This window comes from Sphingobium sp. CECT 9361 (assembly GCF_918741285.1).
GTDB lineage: Bacteria > Pseudomonadota > Alphaproteobacteria > Sphingomonadales > Sphingomonadaceae > Sphingobium.
This window is the reverse complement of record NZ_CAKKNC010000005.1, coordinates 36,305-56,456: the sequence shown is the minus strand read 5'-3', so window position 1 is coordinate 56,456 and position 20,152 is coordinate 36,305. Positions and strand designations below refer to the sequence as shown.

Genomic DNA, 20,152 nt, shown 5'->3' with positions numbered 1-20,152 from the left:
GCTGTCCAGCCATGGCTACTGAGGCAACACGCACGCCGGCAGGAACGCTCGCGGATGGCACGAACATCGAAACGATCACGCTTTCGAACGGTCATGGCGTTTCCGCGAAAATCCTCACCTATGGCGCAACGCTGCAAGCGCTCATCGCGCCGGACAAAAACGGCAAGCTTGCCGATGTGACGCTGGGCTATGACGACCTCTCGTCCTACGTAGATCGGCCCAATTATTTCGGCGTCACCGTTGGCCGCTATGCCAATCGCATTGCTGGTGGCAGCTTCACGCTCGACGGCAAGAGCTATCAATTGCCGCTCAACGACAAGACCAATTCGCTCCATGGCGGCGCCAAGGGCTTCGACAAGGTCGCCTGGACTGTGACGTCGATCAAGAGGGGTCCCACCGCCAGCGTCATCCTGTCGTATAGCAGCCCGGACGGCGATTCGGGCTACCCTGGCAAGCTGGACACCACGGTAACCTATTCTTTGGATGAAGCAGGTGCGCTGACGATCGCCTTCGACGCGAAGGCGAGCAAGTCGACGGTCGTCAACATGACCAATCACGCGATCTTCAATCTCGCAGGCGAAGGATCGTCGGACGGCGCGACCGGCCATCTGCTGACGATCCCGGCAAAAGCCTACACCCCGGTCAATGCCAACCTGATCCCGACCGGCGAACTACGCTCCGTAGAAGGTACGGTGTTCGATTTCCGCAGCGGTCGTCGTGTCGCTGATGGCATACGCGATGGCCGCGACGAACAGATTCGCTTCGGGCAGGGTTACGACCACAATTTCGCGCTCGACAAGGGTCTCACCAAGGCTCCTGAGCTTGCTGCGAAGCTGGAAGACCCGGTTTCTGGCCGCGTTCTGGAAGTGCTCACGACCGAACCGGGGGTTCAGTTCTACACCGGCAATTTCCTGGACGGGTCGTATATCGGCAAGCACGGTCACCTCTATCGCATGGGCGATGGCATCGCATTGGAGCCGCAGAAATTCCCTGACGCCCCGAACAAGCCCGCTTTCATTTCCGCCCGCGTCGATCCCGGCAAGCCTTACCGGCATGTCATGGTCTATCGCCTGTCCACTCACCCCTGACGGGACCTCTCATGACCGACACATCTTCACCCGCTTCGGATCGCAAACTCCGCTCGCGCGCCTGGTTCGACAATCCGGACAATATCGACATGACGGCGCTTTATCTGGAGCGTTATCTCAACTTCGGCCTTAGCCTTGAGGAATTACAATCGGGCAAGCCGATCATTGGCATCGCCCAGTCGGGTTCTGACCTGTCGCCGTGCAACCGGCATCATCTGGTACTGGCAGAGCGCGTGCGCGAGGGCATTCGCGATATGGGCGGCATAGCGCTGGAATTCCCGGTTCATCCGATCCAGGAAACCGGCAAGCGCCCCACCGCCGGGCTTGATCGCAACCTGTCCTATCTGGGCCTGGTGGAACTGCTTTATGGCTATCCGCTGGATGGCGTGGTGTTAACCACGGGTTGCGACAAGACGACGCCTGCCATGTTGATGGCCGCCGCTACGGTGAACATCCCGGCCATCGCACTTTCGGTCGGCCCCATGCTGAACGGTTGGTTCAAGGGCGAACGTACTGGGTCCGGCACCATCGTGTGGAAGGCGCGCGAAATGCTGGCCGCCGGTGAAATTGACGACGCCGGCTTTATCAAGCTTGTGGCCTCTTCGGCCCCCTCTACCGGCTATTGCAACACCATGGGTACGGCCTCGACGATGAACTCGCTCGCCGAAGCGCTGGGCATGATGCTCCCCGGTTCGGCGGTTATCCCAGCCCCCTATCGCGACCGCGCTGAAGCCGCTTGGCGCACTGGCAAGCGGATCGTCGAAATGGTGCATGAGGATCTCAAACCCTCCGACATCATGACGCGCGACGCCTTTTTGAACGCCATCGCCGTCAATTCGGCAATCGGCGGGTCGACCAACGCGCCGATCCACTTGGCTGCTATCGCCCGCCATATGGGGACCGATCTGGCGTTGCAGGACTGGCAGACACACGGGCACAAGGTTCCGCTGCTTGTGAACCTGCAACCCGCGGGCGAATATCTGGGTGAGGATTATTATCACGCCGGTGGCGTTCCCGCCGTGGTCAGCCAGTTGATGCGCCAAGGTTTGATTCAGGAAGGCGCTATGACCGTCAATGGCCGCACGATGGGCGATAATTGCCGGGGCGTCGAAATAGAGGACGAACGAGTCATCCGCCCGTTCGACCAACCGCTCGTGACCGACGCCGGTTTCATTGTGCTGTCGGGAAACCTCTTCGATGCCGCGATCATGAAGACCAGCGTCATTTCGAACGAATTCCGCGCTCGCTATCTCGACAATCCTAACGATCCTAATGCGTTCGAAGGGCCGGCGATAGTGTTCGACGGACCCGAAGATTATCATCACAAGATCGACGATCCGGCGATGAACATAACGACGGAAACGCTGATGTTCATGCGGGGCGCGGGGCCGGTGGGCTATCCGGGTGCCGCAGAAGTGGTGAATATGCGCCCGCCCGCCTATCTGATCCGCGAAGGTGTGCATGCCCTGCCCTGCATCGGCGACGGGCGCCAGTCGGGCACCTCGGGTTCGCCATCGATTCTCAACGCATCACCGGAAGCTGCAGCGATGGGAGGACTTGCGCTGCTCAGGACTGGGGATCGGGTCCGCATCGACCTTAACACCTGCACGGTCAACGTTCTGATCGACGACGCACAACTGGCCGCAAGGCGGCAGGCGCTGGTGGATGCCGGGGGCTATCCTTATCCCGCCTCCCAGACCCCATGGCAAAAGATGCAGCGTGAGGTGGTAGGCCAGATGAACACCGGTGCCATTCTGGAAGGCGCGGAGAAATTCCAGCGCATCGCCCAAACGATGGGGCTTCCGCGCGACAATCACTAGGGTGACGGGGGACCGCCTGGCCATGAGCACGCACGAACAGGCGGCCCCCCAGTTTTCGGCATGGGTGCGCCGAAGCCATCCGTTACGCGCCTCGCTCTCGCGCGAGATGCATGCGCGTAAAATGACTCCCCTTTCTGCACCCACGCAGGCGTTGCAGTTCGTATTCCTGGTCGATCAGGAAGAAGCACGGGATGCTGCTGAAAGTCTGGCCCGCTTGCTGGCGGCCCATGATATTGCATTTGCAGAGTCCGACCGGTTCATGACCTGCCGGTTGGGGGCGCTCAGTCTGTCGTGGGAGCGGCATACCGAGTTTGTGACGTACAGCTTTATTTCGGAAATATCCGACGGCCCCCTGTTCGACCTGGGACTCTTCGAGGCTGTAGCCAACTGGATAGATGCCCTTCCGGGGCGCATAATCCGGTCAAGCCACATCAGCCTGATCGCTGAAAGTCCGACGGACGATGCCATCGAAGACAATTTCGCTATGGACGACCTGATCATATCCGATGTCGCTCATGGACGCGCCAGGATCTGGAGCGATTTCAGGTTGCATCAAGACGGCTTTGGACGGCTGCTTATTCAGGACAAGGGGCTGGAGGGCGCGGAAACCTCCCAACTCGTCCAGCGGTTGCTGGAACTTGGCAATTATCGAAAAATGGCGCTTCTGGGCCTGCCGACGGCGCAGGCCGCCACACCAACCCTGACCGCTCTCGAACAGCGGCTTACTGTGCTTACCGCCCGCCTGGCGGAGAAGGACGCCGATGCCGACACGGCACTGGAGGATCTGTCCTCGCTAAGCGCGACGCTGGCGCAGATCATTGCCGAAACGCGCTATCGAATGAGCGCAACGCAGGCCTATGCCGAATTGTGCCTCGATCGGATCCGGCGCCTGTCGGTGGTGCCGGTGCGCGGTTACAGGTCGCTGGACGATTTTACCGAGCGCAGGCTGCTGCCGGCCATGCGCACTTGCGATGCCTTCACCCGTCGGCTCAATGACCTGTCGCAGCGCGTGGCATGGACTAGCGCGTTGCTACGCACATTGGTCGACACGGCGCTTGCACGGCGCAATCGCGATCTGCTGGCGTCGATGGATCGCCGGACAGGGCTGCAGCTACGCCTGCAGCATACGGTGGAGGGGCTGTCGGTTGTCGCAGTCAGCTACTATGCCGTCGGCCTGTGGCATTACCTGAAAGACGCGCTGGATCATCAAGGTGCGCATATACCCGCCTCGATCGACATTGCCGTAATACCGGTGACGATCCTGATCGTGTGGCTGGCTATTCGTGCTATCCGAAAAGTGAAGCGGCGCTAACGACAGCTTCGCTCACCCAACCCGCTCGGCATAGTGGAAATAATCGAAGTCAGCTACGATCCCCTGCCCCGCCATATCCTGGCAGGCGACACCGACGAACGCGCCGGTGAAGTTGGGAAGATAGGGCAGCGTCGCTTCATCCGACAGGATACTCGCGTCAAAATCGCCGGGCACCGCCGTCCACGCATCGTCCGTAGCCATGCGATAGAAAAAGCGCATCGCCGCGTGATCGACGTCCAGCCGCAGGTGGATGGGGCCAACCCCGATAGCAATGGGAGCGGTACAAGCACTGGCGCGACTTTCGTCCGGCAAAACAGACAGGACTTGCAAAATCGGGCTGCCGTGGTCGTCGGTGGTTACATGCAGATAGTGAAACTTGGTGCTGTTGTAATAATGGATGAGCCCCGCCGATTGCTGAAAGCTGTTCGGGGTGAAATCCATTACCGTTTCGGCGGTGAACCGCCATTCGCCTTGCCTCCGGGCCACAAGCGACTGGGTGAACTGGCTACCGACGGACTCGCGCCCGAACAGGCGCAGATGTCCCGGCCGCTGGGCCACCGAAAAAATTTGCTCCGGAAAGGGCGTTCGTAGCCATTGGAAAACGGGCGGCAACACGTCCGCGTCGAAATCCTCCCGATCATCGACAGGTGGACACGGCTCACGGTCTTTTGCTTGGTCGCCAATGGCTTCCACCGGCGCGCCGCTGCCGTCCACCGTACGTAGCCAGCCATCATCGCACCAGCGCATCGGCTGAATGGCCGTCTCCCGCCCCAATATACAGCAGTCAGCCACAGGCAGCGGGCGTCCACATAGATAGACCATCCACGGGTCGCCCTCCGGCGTTTCCACCACGTCGCCATGACCCGCGCGCGTCAGGACCGAAGTCGGGCTATCGCGCGCGGTGAGTACCGGTCCGTCGGGGTGCAGGTCATAGGGACCGAACAGCGACCGTGACCGAGCCATCACCACGGCATGACCACGCCCTGTTCCGCCCTCAGCCACCAGCATATGATACCAGCCATCCCGCTTGTACAAATGCGGCCCTTCGGTGAAGCCCAGGTCGCTACCGTCGAAAATCTTGCGGCGCTCCCCGATGAGGCGGCCAGTGCGCAAGTCCATTTCCTGTATAACGATGCCGCCAAAGCGCCGATGGCCCGGGCGGTGATCCCACAGCATGTTGAGCAGCCAGCTACGCCCGTCATCATCGTGAAACAGCGCTGGATCAAACCCGCTGCTGTTGAGATGGACGGGGTCGGACCAGTCCCCGTCGATTGTGTCGCTCCAGACCCAATAATTATGGAAGTCCCGCAATGACACTTCGGACCGGTCCCGCTGGGTCGTGCGACCATAGCGTTTGACGTCGGTATAGATCAGGTGGAACCGACCGCCCGCATGGCTAATGTCTGGCGCCCATACGCCGCAGGAGTCAGGATTGCCGCGCATGTCGAGCTGCGACGCACGACGCAGCGGGCGCGTGACCAGCCGCCAGTTCTTCAAATCGCGCGAATGGTGAATCTGAACGCCCGGATACCATTCGAATGTCGAGGTCGCGACATAATAGTCGGCGCCGACGCGCACTATCGACGGGTCAGGATTGAAACCGCGCAAAATGGGATTGAGAATCGGGGTCATGCAGTCTTTCGCACCAAGGTCCAAAGTATGGCCGCGCCGACAAAGTCGAGCAGCCCGAGCAGGATGAAAAAGGGCCCGTAGCCGACCTGATCGACCAAGCTGCCCAGCAGAAGGGTGAAGATGAGAACGCCCAGATTAGCGGCCATGCCAGCGATCCCGGTCGCCGTGCCCACTTCATTTTGTGGGAACAGGTCCGCCGCCATGGTGATGACCGTGACCGACAGCGTCTGGTGCGCGAACCCGGCGACGCATAGGAGCGCGATGGCGACCATGGCGCTTTCCACCATACCGACGAACATCATGCTGCCCATCAGCAGCGCACCTAGGGTGAACGCCCAACGCCGCGCATCGATCAGGTGAACACCGCGCCGCTGAAGCCATGCGACGACCGCAGGCCCTGCCAAACACCCCAGGTCCGCCGCCAGAAAAGGCAGCCAGGCGAACAGCGCAATCTGCTGTATGTCGAAATGGCGTACCTGCACCAGATAGAGCGGCATCCAGAGCGACAGCATCCCCCAAACCGGGTCCGCCAGAAAACGCGGCAGCGCTATGCCCCACATATCGCGGCGGCCGAGCATGGAACGAAGCTTGGGGCGCCCGAAGCTGCGGGTCAACCGGGTTTCCTGCCCATCGGCTATCATGTCCCGCTCCTGCCCGGATATGGCCCGGTGCCGTGTCGGCGATTGATACCAGAACAGCCAGAGCAGCAGCCAGAACAACCCCAATCCGCCCGCGACGAAAAAGGCCGCGCGCCAGCTGTGGTTGAGTACGGCCCACGCCACCAGCGGCGGTGCGGCGACCGCTCCCAGCGATGCACCAATCTGGTATAATCCGCCAGCCGTGCCTCGCTCGCGCGCGGGAAACCACTGCGAGACCAGTTTCATACCCGCCGGTTGCGCCCCGCCTTCAACCACGCCCAGCGCACCGCGCAGCGCCATGAAGCCCAGCCATCCACTCACCAGCCCGTGCGCCATAGTAATGAGCGACCAAGCGACGACGAGGAAGCTGAAGCCATAGCGTATCCCGGTGATGTCGAGCAGATAGCCCGCCACCGGTTGGAACATGATGCCGATCTGGAACGCGCCGGTAATCCAGGAATATTGTTCGGAGGTGATCCCCTGCTCCGCCATCATCGTCGGCGCTGCGACGCCCAATACGCTGCGTGTCAGATAATTTATCGTCATCGCCATTGCGAACAGGCCGATGATGGTCCAGCGGATATGGCGAAATTTACTCAATGACCGAACCTAAAGTTAACGCTATCATTGGCTTCTAGGCTGGCAAGTCGACGTGAAGCAAGGGCAATTGTCGATGGGCCGCACGGGGCATGGTGAGCGTGTCGCAGCTTTGGGTTGACGTCGGCGGCTATTTGCCGGGAAATGGACCGCAACGGTTCGAAAGGAAGATTTTGAAGCCTCCCCATCAGCATAAGCGCAGTGCGACCGTCATCGATGTGGCCAAGCGCGCAGGCGTGTCCGCCATGACGGTGTCGCGCGTGATCAACGCCACGGGCAATGTCCGCGAAAAGACCCGGCTTGCCGTCGCTGCCGCGATCGAGGAACTCGACTATACGCCCAATGTCGCCGCCCGTGCGCTCGTCACTGCGCGCGAAATCCGCATCGGTGTCATCTATTCCAACCCCAGCGCGGCGTTCATGCATGATTTCCTCATCGGCGTGTTCGAAGAAGCGTCGGTCATGGGCGCGCAATTGACCCTGCTCGGCGGGCAGGACGGTCGCCCGCCCCCGCCCGAAGCAATCCACCGCATGATCGGGTCGGGTGTTCGGGGCGTCATCATCGCGCCCCCGCTTGGAGAATCGCGCGTAGTGCGCGATCCCATCCGTTTGGCGCAATTGCCCATGGCAGTCGTAGGCGGGATCGCACGCGATGCGATCTGCGTACGCATCGACGACCGGGCGGCAGCCTATGACATGACGCAGCATCTGATCGCACTCGGCCATCGGCGTATCGGTTTCATCATCGGCAATCCGGGCCAGTCCGCCAGCGATGACCGGCTTGCCGGGTTCGACGCCGCCGTCAGCGAAGCTCAGGATATCGAGACCATCTTGGTTCAAGGCGATTTTTCCTACACATCCGGGTTGGTCGCAGGTCAGCAGCTTCTGAACATCGACCATCCGCCAACCGCCATATTCGCCAGCAATGACGATATGGCCGCCGCCGTGGTTTCGGTCGCTCACCGCCGCCACCTCGTCGTGCCGGACGATCTGACCGTGGTGGGCTTCGACGACACGACTGCGGCTGTCACCCTGTGGCCGCCCTTGACCACAATCCACCAGCCGGTTCGGAAGTTGGCGGCGGAGGCATTGCGGTTGCTGACCCAGGAAATCACCAGTGCCCGCAAGGGCCGCCATCATAAATGCGTGCTTGGCCACCAGTTGATCGAACGTCAGTCCACGGCCGCCATCGTTTCATAGACGATGGCGGCCATTCCCGGTCAGCGGAGACTAGGGGAGGAGCGCCCCCGCTGACCGATCCGCATCTTCAGAACTTGAACCGTACGCCGGCACGGAACATGCGACCGACGACATCATAGAGATTGGGGTTGGCGAAATAAGGAGACTTTGCCGGTGCACGGTCGAACAGATTATCGACCTTCACATAAGCGGTGATATCCTTTGTCACGTTATAGGTGCCCCCGATGTCCATATAGAAGGCGCCAGGCATGAAATTATTATCGATGGTCGGGTTGTTATTGGTCGATGCCGGGCAGCTTCCAGGGGCGCACTGCACATAATTGTGACCCAGCACACCGTCAGAGAACCAGCGTTCCTGAAGGTAGAGGGAGAACTGGTCGGTCGCATAGGTCTGGACGGCAAGCCATTTCCAGTCGGGCGTATTGCCAAGGTTCGATCCGGCGGAGTCGAGAGGGACAGAACCGAAGAGTCCGTTGTCGGTTACGAACTTACGGATGTGCGTGGCCAGCGCGCGCAGCGTCAACGTTCCCTCAAGGCCCAACGGGCGCTGCCAAACATAACTAGCCTCGATATCCACGCCCTCGGTTTCGATCGACGCCAGGTTGAACGCCTGAACATTGATGAAGTTCGGGCCGTTCTGGTTGTTGAGGTTGAAGGCGTTGCAGGCATCGGGCAATATATTGCGGAAGCAGAGGTTGACGATATCGGCGGCACCCAGACTGGAAATCAGGTCTGTAACCTTGATCTTGTAGTAGTCCACCGACAGGCCGAAGCCCGGGAGCCATGGCGCGTTGGCAAGCGCGATACCTACCGTCGTATTGCGGGCGATCTCCGGCGTGAGCGCCGTGTTGCCAATCTGGTTCTGGATCGCCAGCACGTTTACATTTCGGAACGGATCGAAGAAGTTCGGCAGCGTCGTGGTAACGGGTGCCGCGAACAGTTCCGAAAGGTTGGGCGCGCGCACGTCCTTCGACGTTACGCCTCTCACACGCAGGCCTTCGATTGGCAGATCCCAGGTTCCACCGACTTTCCACGTCCACACCGTGCCCGAAGTGCTATAATCGGTAATGCGCGCCGCGGCATTGATATTGGCCCGGCCCACGGCATCACTGCTGAACAGAGGCAGGTCGACTTCGAGATAGGCCTCCTTGACGCTGTAGGCGCCCTGGCCGTTCTTGTAATTACCCGCATACCAGTTGTTTCCGTCGACCAGCAAAGCGGGGTCCGCCGGATAATTGCCGCCACTAGGCGAGATGTCGGAGATGCCTGCACCATAAGGGTCGGCGCGAACCTTGTAATATTCGTGCCGATACTCGGCGCCAAACGCGATTGAGAGCGGTCCGGCCCACAGGTCGACGGGCGATCCCGACACATTCACGCTGACGACGTCCTGCGTCTGCCGCGTCTTCTGGTACGGGCCATTTTTCGGCATGATGTAGGACAAGGCGGCAGCGGACGGCGGCGCACCGCCGATGATGTTGAGCGGGACACAACCATTGGCACGCGCTACCGGATCGGCGCAAACTATGGCGCCGTTCAAGGTCGTCGCCTGGATCGCCTGGTTGAAGCGGCGCGACAACATGATGTTGGTCACATCGACATCGGTGTAATTGATGCCATGCTCGTAATAAGTGTCATAATTCCAGTCTGTACCGAACAGCGGAACCTTGCCCTGGGCGCCTGCGACATAACGATACTGGCGGCGGTCGGTATAAACCTGGGTATTGCCCAGCGCCGCATTGCTCGTACCAAAGGCGAAACTCGTTATGCCCGCTGTCGCGCAAGCCAGTTGCACTGAGGCAGGCACATAGGGATTGCTGCACTGTATCGTCAGGTTAGGCCGGTTCATGCCGCCGACCGGTTGATTGTTGGTCTTCACCTGAGCGACGTTGACCGTCACGTAGATTTCATTGTCCGGGGCGAAGTCGAACCCGACGCGGCCATAGGTATTGAGCCGCTGGATACTCGACTGGAGCGAGCGGCCCGCATCGACATTGCCTGAAAGGTCGCCACCAATACAGAAACCGGGATAGCATCCGTTGATCGTGCCCGCTGCGTTACCAGACGGCGTACCGTTCGAGCCATATTGGAATTGGAACGGGTTGCCCGCCTGATCGAAGGCAATGCCCTGCAAGGGTCCGGCGGTGATCAGTCCATATTTGGTGTAGTTATAGGGCTGCGCATAATCGAGCAGCAGATATTGCGGGGACCCGTCGTTCAATATGTTGCGGTTGATCAACGTCGTCTGCTTGAACCAGTCGCGCCCACCAGCAAGTCCGATACCAAATTCTCCGCCGCCGACGCCGGCCTCGTCGCCATATTCTGCACTGAGAACGACATGCAGCCGGTCGTTGAGCAAGCTCTTGCCGGCCGCCAACTGGACCAGATATTGCTCATCGTCGCCATAGGTGGAGATACCACCCTGAACATTGCCCTTGATCCCTTCAAAGCGGGTATCGGTGATGAAGTTTACCACACCGCCCACGGCGTCCGATCCGTACGATGACGAGGCGCCGCCATTGACGATATCGACGCGCTTGATAAGCAATTGTGGGAACAGACTGACGTCGGGGACGCCCGTCACATTCGCGCCGACCACACGCTGGCCGTCCAGCAGCGTCAGCGTGCGGATGGCACCAAGCCCACGCAGCGAGAAGGAGGAGAGCCCCTGCTGGCCGCTGGAGGTACTGAAAGTGTTGACGGTCGAGCCAGTCGAACCCTGCAAGGAGGGGACCTGCGCGACGGTGTTGAAGATGTTGGGTTGAGCGTTAGCCTCAATCTGCGCTTCACCGATCATCGTGGTGGGCGTGGGCGCCTTGAAGCCCGACGAGGTGATACGCGACCCGGTAACGACGATATCCTGATCCACAGGGTCGGCCGAAGCGGGATTGGGCAGGGCAACATCCTGCCGGGCAGCCTCAGGTAGCGCCTGAGCCTGCGCTGCAACCGACACGGTCAGCGCCGTTGCGAGCGCCAATACAGACGTTACTGCTCCGGCAAGACCGGGCATTTGCAACCGTGCATAAGGAACCGCCTTCATCATCTCCAACTCCCTGTTATTCTGCTTGTTTTGGACCGCCGGCTACGCCGGTCGAACTGCATTCTTTCGAGTTTTTCGCCTCTTACCTGCCACGTTACCTGTCAAATGAACGGAACGGACACAGCCTTTCTCACTGCCGAGACATAAATGGTAACGTTAACTTTACATATTTGGATGGTAGCAGCCTGTCAACATCTACGTCAGAAAATTGCAGGAACCAAACTACGAACCCTGTATTTCCGCCGTAAATTCCCAATATACTTGCCCAACGCCCACCTCTACAGTGTCCTTGCGACGGACTCTAAGGCGTTCGAGAGAGGGCGATCAGGATAAGCACAGCTCGTCCGAATGACAGAGATTGCGATATTTATGTTATCGTTATCGTTTAGCGGAGGAGCGCCGCTTCGCCCCAAGAAACCGGAACGGAATCCCGACCGCTTTCCGACGATCGGGTGACCAGTTCGAGCAACGCCACGCCATCAACCGCAACATTTAGGGACGCTGCACCGTCACCACGGCTGAGCGGCTTGCTCGTTGCCAGCAACTTGCCGTCCCCATACAGCATGAAGGTCACGTCGACTGATGGGTCCGCCGCAGAATCATCGACGCCGACCATGGCGGAAAAGCGCCGATAGCCTTTGTTGCGCACCTCCAACCGGGAATTGGCCAATATACCGATGCCTGAAGTGAATTTCTGCCCGCCAACTCGCAATGTTGCACCATAGGGTGCGGTATCGGCCTGCGCCCCGCCCCACCCGGCGTAGATAGGCCGCTCGCCCGGTCCATGCGTGCCCGCCCAGCCGAACGCAGATTTGTGCAGCGTCGGATCGGGCTGTGGCGAAACCACGCCATCGACAGCGGGATTCACATTCCCCGGCTGTTCGGAAAGATAAAGACCGTCACTCAGCATACGGCCGCCACGCACCCGAAAAATGAGCGTTTCGTGCCCCGCCAGACGTAGCTTGGTCTCCTTGCGGAAAGACGATGTCTTTTTGGTCCATAGATCGACCATCTCCACATCCGCATCGTCGCGATATTTTAGCTGCGCGGCGGCTAGTGAAAATTCCAGCGGCGCCATGCCTCGATTGACGATCGCGACGGCCTTCTCGCCGGTGCTCAGCGTCTTGACGAGGGCCTGAACGTCACCGCTGTCATAAGCGACCACCGCTTGATGCCCCGCCGGATCCTGATTGACAGCGATCACGTCGGTATTGCCCAATATGTCCAGCAGCGACTGCGGCGCCTGACGCATATCCATGCCGATCAGCAGCGGCGCATTGATGATCGCCCAGAGCGAAAAATGCGACCGCGCTTCGACCAGATGGTCCGCACCGAAATCGCCCTTGCCGATGAACAGCATGTCTGGATCGTTCCAGGCACCGGGATGTGCATAAAAGGCGCGCTTGGCCGCGCTGTCGAAATTGGTCAGCATCCGGCTCCAGGTCGGATTGATATCATCGCTGGTGCGCGAGACATTGCCGAAATCCTTGCCCCACGCCCGGACGTTGCCAGTGCCCCAGATGCACAGCGATAGCAGGAAATCGCCGTCGGGATTGGACTTCACCAGCGCCTTGTCTATCTCGCGAAACAGAGACTGAACTGCAGGAATATCTGACCGGCTGACCGAGTCCATGTCCAACAGGGGCGCAAGCGCACGATACTGGCCCGACTTGACCTTCTCGCTCTCCTCGCCATAGGCGCGAACGCCACAGCCATCGACCTTGATATAGTCGAAGCCCCAATCCTTGAAGTAAAGCGCGATATCCTGATCGATGTGGCCATAAAGGCCGACCTCTCTCTCCAGCACGGTGCCTTTTGGCAGGTTCGTTTCATCAGGCGAATACATCTGCGAACAGGTATTGCGACCAAGATCGGAATAGATGCCTGCCTTCAGGCCCATGGCGTGCAGCCGGTTAGTATAGCCGCGAAAGGACGGCGATCCTTTTCCGCTCAACGACGAGGGAAATCGATCCGATCGAATGATCATCCGTCCGCTTTTGGCGTCGCGGCGCAGCGCCCATCCATCATCGATGTTGACATAGCGATAGCCTTTGCGCGCGAGGCCGCTGTCCACCAGCGTCCGCGCTGCGCCCATGATCTTGTCCTCGTCGATATTGATCTCGAACGCATTCCAGCTGCTCCACCCCATCGGTGGCAGATCCGCCCGTCCGGACGTATAGGCCGACCATTGCCCGGTTGGAGCGAGAGGATCGACGGACTGAGCTTGGGCCGGAAAGCAGTTCCACGCCGCCAGGGCAATCGCTATGGCCATCGGACTGGTTTTCACGGTGCGTCATTCCTTTTTTTCGTGGTTGAGGGCTGCTGCAGGTACTCAAGGCGCCAGCGGCGATAGTGTGAATCTGTCGATATCGAGGTAGCCACCGCCCATGGTCGGATTGTAACAGGACAGTGCGAGTTGCTCGCCCTGGAAGGTGCCAGTCTGCCAAGCGAATTCGAGGGGGAAGGTGCCGCCGATATCGCGCCAGACCTTGCCGTCGAGACTGTAGCCGACCGAGCCGATATCCTTGCCGAAATCGGTATCCGCGCGCAGCCAGAGCGTTCTGGCCCGGATCGGCACCGCCGCCGCACGCACATCCGTCTTCGGCCCCTCGTTCGTCGATTCGACCAGCCGCATGGTCAGGCTGTTGCGGCCGTCTTTCCCTCCAACCACTGCCAGTTGCGCGCTGTACTTGCCGAAGGTGCCAAAACCGCAGACGTCGCCCGGCCTGATCCCGGCCAAATCCAGCTTCACCGTCCCGCGAGCGCGCGGCCCTTGAGCCTTCTGCACCAGCGTGTTCCGCGCCGTCCAAAGATCGGAGGCGGTCGTTGCGTGTAACCGTAAGTAGCCGGGGCGTTCCGAGAGCGACCAGCGGCGATCCACCGGGTTATGATTCCATTGCCATTGCCGCCCCAGCGTCGCCCCGGAAAAATCATCGTAACTTGGCGGCTCTCCGAAGGGCTGACCCTGGATCGGCTTCACAGCGCGCGCAGGCACGCGCCCCGGTGCCTCCGGCGTCCCCCACACCGGCCAGTCGTCCTGCCAGAAGATCGGGCTGATGTTGGTCACGCGGCCGATGGACCCTGCATCCAACATGACGAAGCCGTAGTAATCGCCATTGGGCAGATCCACCAGGGCACCCTGATGGCCGCCGGTAGTGTCGTCGATCTGGTTACGCGTCTCCCATGGACCGAACAGGCTGCGCGCGCGCGATACCGTCAGCCCCAGGCGGTTGGGAATGGAATTGAACAGATAGTAGAAGCCTTTGCGCTTGAGGATTTTGGACCCTTCCGCGCCCTTATTGAAGTAAATGACTTTCGAGCTTTCGATGCGGGTCGCATCCCGGTCGAGCATATGCAGCGTGATCGTGCCGTCGCTGCCGACCGCGCTCGCCAGATAAGCAGACCCGTCATCGTCGAAGAACAGTGCGGGATCGAAGGCCTCCTTGTTCAACTCTACATGTGTCCACGGCCCTTTGGGATCGCGCGCGCTGTAGATGCGCGTATTCTGATCCACCGGCGTTACCGCAACGTAGAAGACACCGTCCCTGTAGCGCAGGCTGGGCGCATAGATTCCCTTGCGATACGCTCCGCCCTTCGCCAGATCGTAGAGCGGCAGGTCGTCCAGCTTCGGCACCAGATGCGACAGGATGTCCCAGTTCACCAGATCCTTTGACGTCAGCAGGGTAAGCCCCGGCACATTGGCGAAGGTAGTACTGGCGAAGTAGAAATTCTCTCCGACGCGGATGATATCGGGATCGGGATAATCGGCATTGAGCGGTGGATTGACATAGCTGCCATCCCCCTGGTCCGACCGCCAGACCTGCGCGCCCGCACTGCTGGCGAGCACGACTGCCGTTGCCAGCCCAAGCACCGCCCTGCGCATCACTGCACCCATGCGTATGGACCGACTATCGTCCCGGTGAAACCGCCTGCAGTCTTCGTGCTGAGGAAGCGCGCATCGATGCCCCTCTTCAAACTAACCTTGCGACCGCCGGCCGTATAATCGAACGCCATGGTCCCGCCATCCTGCCGGATCGCCAACGTCACAGGACCTCTTGCCGCAAGCGGCGCGGACGCCAAGAGCGTTTCAGTCCCCTTGTCCCGGTTGAAGAGAGCGACCACCGGCTTGCCGCCTAGCCGCGTAATCCCGAAGAACAAATAGCTCTCATCGCTCTGGATGGCGGCTAGGCCGGCGCGGTCGCCTTCCGTTTCGGGTACGAACCGCACAGTCGTACTCATCGCTGCGACATGATGCTGCTGCCGTCGCCCGATGAAGCCAGGCACGCCAGCCTGGTCGCCCAACCGCGCGCCGCTGGACAGGATCAGTTCCCCCTTGTCCAGCCGATAAAGCGGCTGTTTCGGAGTGCGAACGCCAATCCAGCTCATCGCCAGCCGATCTCCATCAAAGCTGTCGACATAAGAAAAATCGCCGCTGATCGGCACGGCGGGCGGCTTGCCTCTCGGCAATTTAGGCGCATCGCCGACAAACGGAATAGCCTGGCCCTTGGGCAGAATGATCGGCCAGCCATCCTTCCACGTCACCGGCAACAGAAAAGTTTCCCGCCCGATATTGTAGAAGTCGCCTTCATAGGGCCGCACCGCCAAAAAGGTCGCCCACCAGTCGCCATTTTGCGTCTGCACAAGTTGCGCATGCCCGGCGGACGTAACGGGATTGGCCCGGTTCGCGGAGAGATTGCGCTGGGTCAGGATCGGATTGCCGACGTAAGGCACATACGGCCCTTTCAAATCGCGCGACCGCAACACCACCTGCGAATGATTGACGCTGGTGCCGCCCTCCGCCGCCGTCAGATAATAATAGCCATCTTTGCGGAATATATGCGGCCCTTCGATCCATACCGGCTTCTTGGTTATGTCGACCCCGCCATTGACCAGTTGCGTGCTATCGCCGACCATTTTACCCGCCCGCCAGTCATATTCCTGGATCCAGATGGCGCGATGGCCATCATAGCGGGGCGGCTCATTGGGCGCGCGGTTGTTGATGATATACGCCCGGTCGCCTTCCCAATAGATCGACGGGTCGATCCCTTCGAACGGCAACCAGATCGGGTCGGACCAAGGTCCGGCGGGGTTTTTCGCTGTGATGATGAAATTGCCCCGGCACTCAACGCAAGTCGTGATGAGATAGAATAGGCCGTCATGGTAAGAGAGCGCGGGCGCGTAGATGCCGCGCGAAAGATTTAGCCCGCCGAAGTCCACCTGGGTCGGTCGGTCCAGCGCATTGGCGATCTGCGTCCAGTTGACCAGATCCTTCGAATGGAAGATCGGCAGGCCGGGGAAGTTCACAAAAGATGACAGTGCCAGGTAATAATCGTCGCCCACCCGCAGCACAGACGGATCGGGATAATAGCCCGACAGAATGGGGTTGCGATATTGCCCAGCCCCCGGCTTGGCGACTTCCTGCGACCGTCCCTCGTACCGGAAATCGCTAAATCGCGGCAATTCACCCGCCCACGCGCTGCCAGATGTGAAAACAAGAAGCAGGCCTGCGGCAAACATGCGGTTCATTGATCTTCCTTGTTGAAACAATGGACAATTCTCTGCCATCAAGTACGGGCACAATGCGCTGCGTACGTCCGCAGACCCCGAACTGTGAACGCTATCATTCAGATTTTTCAGGGTCAATAGTCGGAGTTAATGCCGCCATTCCAATTCGGCTTCGCACCATGGGTATGGTGAGGGCCGTACTCGCGAGCGCCATCAGCAACAGAGCCGTGAACATGCCGCTGCTGATAATGTCGCGGTCCAGAAGGATATTGGCAAAGATGATCATGATCAGCGCCTTTGTCTGCAACAGCCAACCGATTAGCGACGCTTCTCCCCGCTTCCAGCCCAACCAACGCCCCGCCACCGCAACCCCCGCCATCTTGCCGCAGACCGACGCGACCAGCAGGATCGCGGCGACCGCAAACACCTCCGCCCCGCCGAGCGTCCATTGCGTACGAAGGCCCGTGCTGAGAAAAAAGACCGGCATGATCGTCATCAAAAGATGATCGCGCAGCAGATCGAAGGATTTCTGGTCGAACCAGTCCCGGTCCATTATCGCCCCTGCGAGAAAGGCACCCACCATGAAGTGGAGACCCGCCCAGTCCGCCGCGAAACCCAGCAGCGCGACACATAATATCGCGACGTAAAGTCGGTCCTGCCCGCCTAGCCTAGTCATGATCCTACGCAGCGCCCACGCCGCCAAGGGAAAGATCAGGACGAACGCCAACTGCCGTTCCAGTCGACCCCAGTCGAGCAGAATGATCGCCAGCACGCTCCATAGGGCGATATCATCCAGACTGGCGTAGCGCAGCACCCTCTGCCCTAGTGGCTGACGCAGGATTGTCAGTCGGTCCATAAACAGGACGAGGATGGGGAGCGCCGTGACCGCACACGCCATGCCGATTCCCAGCGCCGCCTGCCAGTGTGCCCCATGTCCGCCGATCCAGCCGGGGCGTTGGACGATGAACCAGGCTGCAAAGCTTCCCAATATCAGCGGCGCGATCAGTGCAAGCGCCGCGGTAATCCAGCTATCCCGGCGTGATCGCCACGCCTGCGCCACGTCGAGTTCCACGCCCGCGATCCAGACAAACAGCATCACTGCCCACCAGGCGATGCCATTGAGCGCGGCCATGACTGGCTGCGGGAAAAGCGCAGCGTGCACCGTCGGGGCGATGGCACCGAATATGCCCGGCCCCATCACCACGCCCAAGCCGATCTGGATCACGACCAGCGGCACATATGTGTCGGTTCGACCGACCCGCCAGATCAGCCAGGGCAGCCCCAGAATCAAGCTGAGCGCTAGCAGGAATGTCTCGGTAGTCGTCATGCCTGCCACCCCTTGAGCCGCTTCGGCTCCGATCAATGCTGCGGTGTGACCGCGATCTCGAAAGGGCCTATCGGAAGCGACATACCATCGTACAGGTTTACCACCGGATAGTCCGCCCAGGCATAGCGAACCCGCGTAGTCGGCGCGCCGTCGCCTGCCAGGACAAGTCTATCGCCGTCCAGCCGGGCGCTGGCATAGCGGCAGGAACCTGGCTGCGTCCCGCACAGTTCGAAACCGATGGCGACATTGCTGCTGCGCAGATGCAGACCGCCTGTCACGCCCGTGAAGCGCAACGATATGGCGCCCGCGCTATCGCTGGTCGCCGACACTATCTGCGGGCCGAGTGCCGCCCCCCTGTCGCCCTCGACAGCGCCGCGCATGGCCCGCGCCAGTCGCCGTCCCACTTCCTGCTTTTCACCCGGATGGATGTCATAGGGATCGCCCAGATCTATGGCGGTCGCCAAGCCTGCATGGCCATCCGTCAGGGACGCGCGGTAAGCGTCGTACCGCACATTAGCCCAGCCGCTTTCGGACGGGACGGTCGCAGGTCGGTCATATCCCGCCAACTGGACGGCAACGAAGGCGAGGTCCGGCGTCGCGAACTGACGCCGCCAATCGGCCATCAGCGCCGTCATGCGCCCCGCATAGCCGGGAATGCCGGTGTCGGACTCGCCCTGATACCAGGCGACACCCTTCAATCCGATCTCACCCAGCGGCGCGATCATGGCGTTATACATCGTGCCGGCGCCTGCCAGGTCGCTCCACGGCACGCGCGGCGCGCTCGATTGGGTCGCAGCGGCCATGGCGTAGGTCCAGCCATCGGCCATCGGCACAGATCCGCCATCGGCAAAGACGATATTTATCGCATCCGCGGGCCCCAGCATCCCCCCGGTTTGATAGCCGTCCGACACATTGAGGGTAAGGCTGTTGCGCCCGGCGCGCAGCACCCCGGCGGGGATGGCAAAGCTATTGGGTTTCCAAGCCTGCGCGCTCATGCCTACGCCTGTACCGTTGATCCACAGCCGCCCGACATCGTCCAGCGTCCCCAGATTTACGGTTGCGCCCTGCGCTGCCTGCTGCGCTGTCAGTACGATATCCCGCCGGAACCACAGCATGCCGTTATAGTCCGCTAATATCGGCCCCCCCCAGCTCTCCCACGGACCGACACGCGGGACCGGCACCCATGCCACGGTGCTGCCCTGCTGCCAGGGTTCGCGCCCCGCCTTGTCTCCGGTTTCGTCCCGCCACCACTTTTCCCAAGCAGCGCTCGCGGCCTGTTCCCCGGCCGCCACGTCGCGGGCATGTAGGGCAAGTAGGGCCGATTGATCGGCACGCCCCACTGTGGCCTGCGCCTTTTCGCCCATCCACGGGCTGATCTGCGATCCACCCCAACTGCTGGCGATGGCCCCGACCGGCACCTTCGCCGACGCCCGCCATTCGCGCGCCATGTAATAGCAGGACGCCGAGAAATTCTGGACCGCATCCCGACTGGCCACCGCCCAGGATGGCGACGTAGCAAAGCGAATTTGCGGCGCATCGGCTATCCGCTTTTCGATAGTCATCAGGCGCAACTGATCGTCTGCCGGAACGCCCGCCGCCCCGCTGTTCTGGGCCAATTTGACTTCCATCTCCATGTTGGACTGGCCCGAACACAGAAACACATCCCCCACCAGCGTATCGCGCGCCACCGTGCGTCCATCCGCATTTTCAACCGAAAGACTGACTGGCCCCGGCGTAGCGATTGGGGAGAACCGCGCGGAAAAACGGCCCTGCCTGTCGGCGGTCACAGCCTTGCGTTCCTGGCCGAGCGTAACGGTCACGGCATCCCCCGCCCCCGCATCGCCACTCACCACGACGGGGCGGTCGCGCTGGATTACGGCATAGTCACTCAGGGCCGGGTCCAGTCGAGGCGGAGCGCCGCTAGCTACTGCGGAGAAACTTAACAAGCCGAATCCGAAAAAGGCTGCCAGTGGACAGGAAAGTTGAGGTTTCAT

General features: G+C 60.6%; 12 protein-coding genes. 4 read left to right on the top strand and 8 right to left on the bottom strand.

From position 1 onward, the window contains the following. The first annotated feature begins 11 nt into the window (after window positions 1-11). From LQ220_RS09530 to LQ220_RS09520, 3 genes are read left to right on the top strand one after another with little or no spacing between them, the layout of a single operon-like run. On the top strand, window positions 12-1,088 hold the full coding sequence (locus LQ220_RS09530) for an aldose epimerase family protein (protein WP_230188054.1): 1,077 nt from the start codon (window positions 12-14) through the stop codon (window positions 1,086-1,088). An 11-nt stretch (window positions 1,089-1,099) separates the two neighbouring features. Further along, a complete protein-coding gene (locus LQ220_RS09525; RefSeq protein WP_230188053.1) occupies window positions 1,100-2,908 on the top strand; it encodes an IlvD/Edd family dehydratase in 1,809 nt (602 codons plus the stop codon). A 22-nt stretch (window positions 2,909-2,930) separates the two neighbouring features. Then, complete coding sequence (locus LQ220_RS09520) at window positions 2,931-4,220, top strand: DUF3422 domain-containing protein (protein WP_281821166.1); 1,290 nt, start codon at window positions 2,931-2,933, stop codon at window positions 4,218-4,220. Between the two features lie 12 nt (window positions 4,221-4,232). Here the strand turns inward: LQ220_RS09520 and LQ220_RS09515 are convergent, their stop codons facing one another. Then, entirely contained in the window at window positions 4,233-5,852 is a 1,620-nt protein-coding gene (locus LQ220_RS09515) for a glycoside hydrolase family 43 protein (protein ID WP_230188051.1), read from the bottom strand. Beyond that, the gene (locus tag LQ220_RS09510; protein WP_230188050.1) at window positions 5,849-7,090 is read right to left on the bottom strand and encodes an MFS transporter; all 1,242 of its coding nucleotides are present in this window, start codon (window positions 7,088-7,090) and stop codon (window positions 5,849-5,851) included. Before LQ220_RS09510 ends, LQ220_RS09515 begins: the two co-directional genes overlap by 4 nt. A 170-nt stretch (window positions 7,091-7,260) precedes the next feature. Between LQ220_RS09510 and LQ220_RS09505 the strand changes: the two genes are divergently transcribed. Next, a complete protein-coding gene (locus tag LQ220_RS09505) occupies window positions 7,261-8,286 on the top strand; it encodes a LacI family DNA-binding transcriptional regulator (RefSeq protein ID WP_309298535.1) in 1,026 nt (341 codons plus the stop codon). 67 nt (window positions 8,287-8,353) lie between these two features. On the opposite strand, the gene LQ220_RS09500 is transcribed toward LQ220_RS09505, so the two are convergent. The 6 genes from LQ220_RS09500 to LQ220_RS09475 all read right to left on the bottom strand — a co-directional run bounded on the left by LQ220_RS09500 (window position 8,354) and on the right by LQ220_RS09475 (window position 20,152). Further along, window positions 8,354-11,326, bottom strand: a complete 2,973-nt coding sequence (locus tag LQ220_RS09500; protein WP_230188215.1) for a TonB-dependent receptor — start codon at window positions 11,324-11,326, stop codon at window positions 8,354-8,356. Between the two features lie 385 nt (window positions 11,327-11,711). Further along, on the bottom strand, window positions 11,712-13,613 hold the full coding sequence (locus tag LQ220_RS09495; protein ID WP_354957451.1) for an NPCBM/NEW2 domain-containing protein: 1,902 nt from the start codon (window positions 13,611-13,613) through the stop codon (window positions 11,712-11,714). A gap of 45 nt (window positions 13,614-13,658) precedes the next feature. Continuing rightward, the gene (locus LQ220_RS09490; RefSeq protein ID WP_230188049.1) at window positions 13,659-15,209 is read right to left on the bottom strand and encodes a glycoside hydrolase 43 family protein; all 1,551 of its coding nucleotides are present in this window, start codon (window positions 15,207-15,209) and stop codon (window positions 13,659-13,661) included. Continuing rightward, window positions 15,209-16,843 (bottom strand): glycoside hydrolase family 43 protein, encoded by a 1,635-nt coding sequence (locus LQ220_RS09485; protein WP_230188213.1) that lies wholly within the window; start codon window positions 16,841-16,843, stop codon window positions 15,209-15,211. Before LQ220_RS09485 ends, LQ220_RS09490 begins: the two co-directional genes overlap by 1 nt. 103 nt (window positions 16,844-16,946) lie before the next feature. Further along, window positions 16,947-18,158, bottom strand: coding sequence for a cation:proton antiporter (locus LQ220_RS09480; protein WP_230188048.1), 1,212 nt, complete (start codon window positions 18,156-18,158; stop codon window positions 16,947-16,949). A gap of 32 nt (window positions 18,159-18,190) precedes the next feature. Further along, window positions 18,191-20,152 (bottom strand): sialate O-acetylesterase, encoded by a 1,962-nt coding sequence (locus LQ220_RS09475; protein ID WP_230188047.1) that lies wholly within the window; start codon window positions 20,150-20,152, stop codon window positions 18,191-18,193.

What these genes read in the sequence shown, in the direction of transcription:
- LQ220_RS09490 (WP_230188049.1), bottom strand. Translation starts at nt 15,209, where the DNA reads ATGCGCAGGGCGGTGCTTGGGCTGGCAACGGCAGTCGTGCTCGCCAGC.
- LQ220_RS09525 (WP_230188053.1), top strand. Translation starts at nt 1,100, where the DNA reads ATGACCGACACATCTTCACCCGCTTCGGATCGCAAACTCCGCTCGCGC.
- LQ220_RS09520 (WP_281821166.1), top strand. Translation starts at nt 2,931, where the DNA reads ATGAGCACGCACGAACAGGCGGCCCCCCAGTTTTCGGCATGGGTGCGC.
- LQ220_RS09500 (WP_230188215.1), bottom strand. Translation starts at nt 11,326, where the DNA reads ATGAAGGCGGTTCCTTATGCACGGTTGCAAATGCCCGGTCTTGCCGGA.
- LQ220_RS09530 (WP_230188054.1), top strand. Translation starts at nt 12, where the DNA reads ATGGCTACTGAGGCAACACGCACGCCGGCAGGAACGCTCGCGGATGGC.
- LQ220_RS09480 (WP_230188048.1), bottom strand. Translation starts at nt 18,158, where the DNA reads ATGACGACTACCGAGACATTCCTGCTAGCGCTCAGCTTGATTCTGGGG.
- LQ220_RS09475 (WP_230188047.1), bottom strand. Translation starts at nt 20,152, where the DNA reads ATGAAACCTCAACTTTCCTGTCCACTGGCAGCCTTTTTCGGATTCGGC.
- LQ220_RS09515 (WP_230188051.1), bottom strand. Translation starts at nt 5,852, where the DNA reads ATGACCCCGATTCTCAATCCCATTTTGCGCGGTTTCAATCCTGACCCG.
- LQ220_RS09485 (WP_230188213.1), bottom strand. Translation starts at nt 16,843, where the DNA reads ATGTTTGCCGCAGGCCTGCTTCTTGTTTTCACATCTGGCAGCGCGTGG.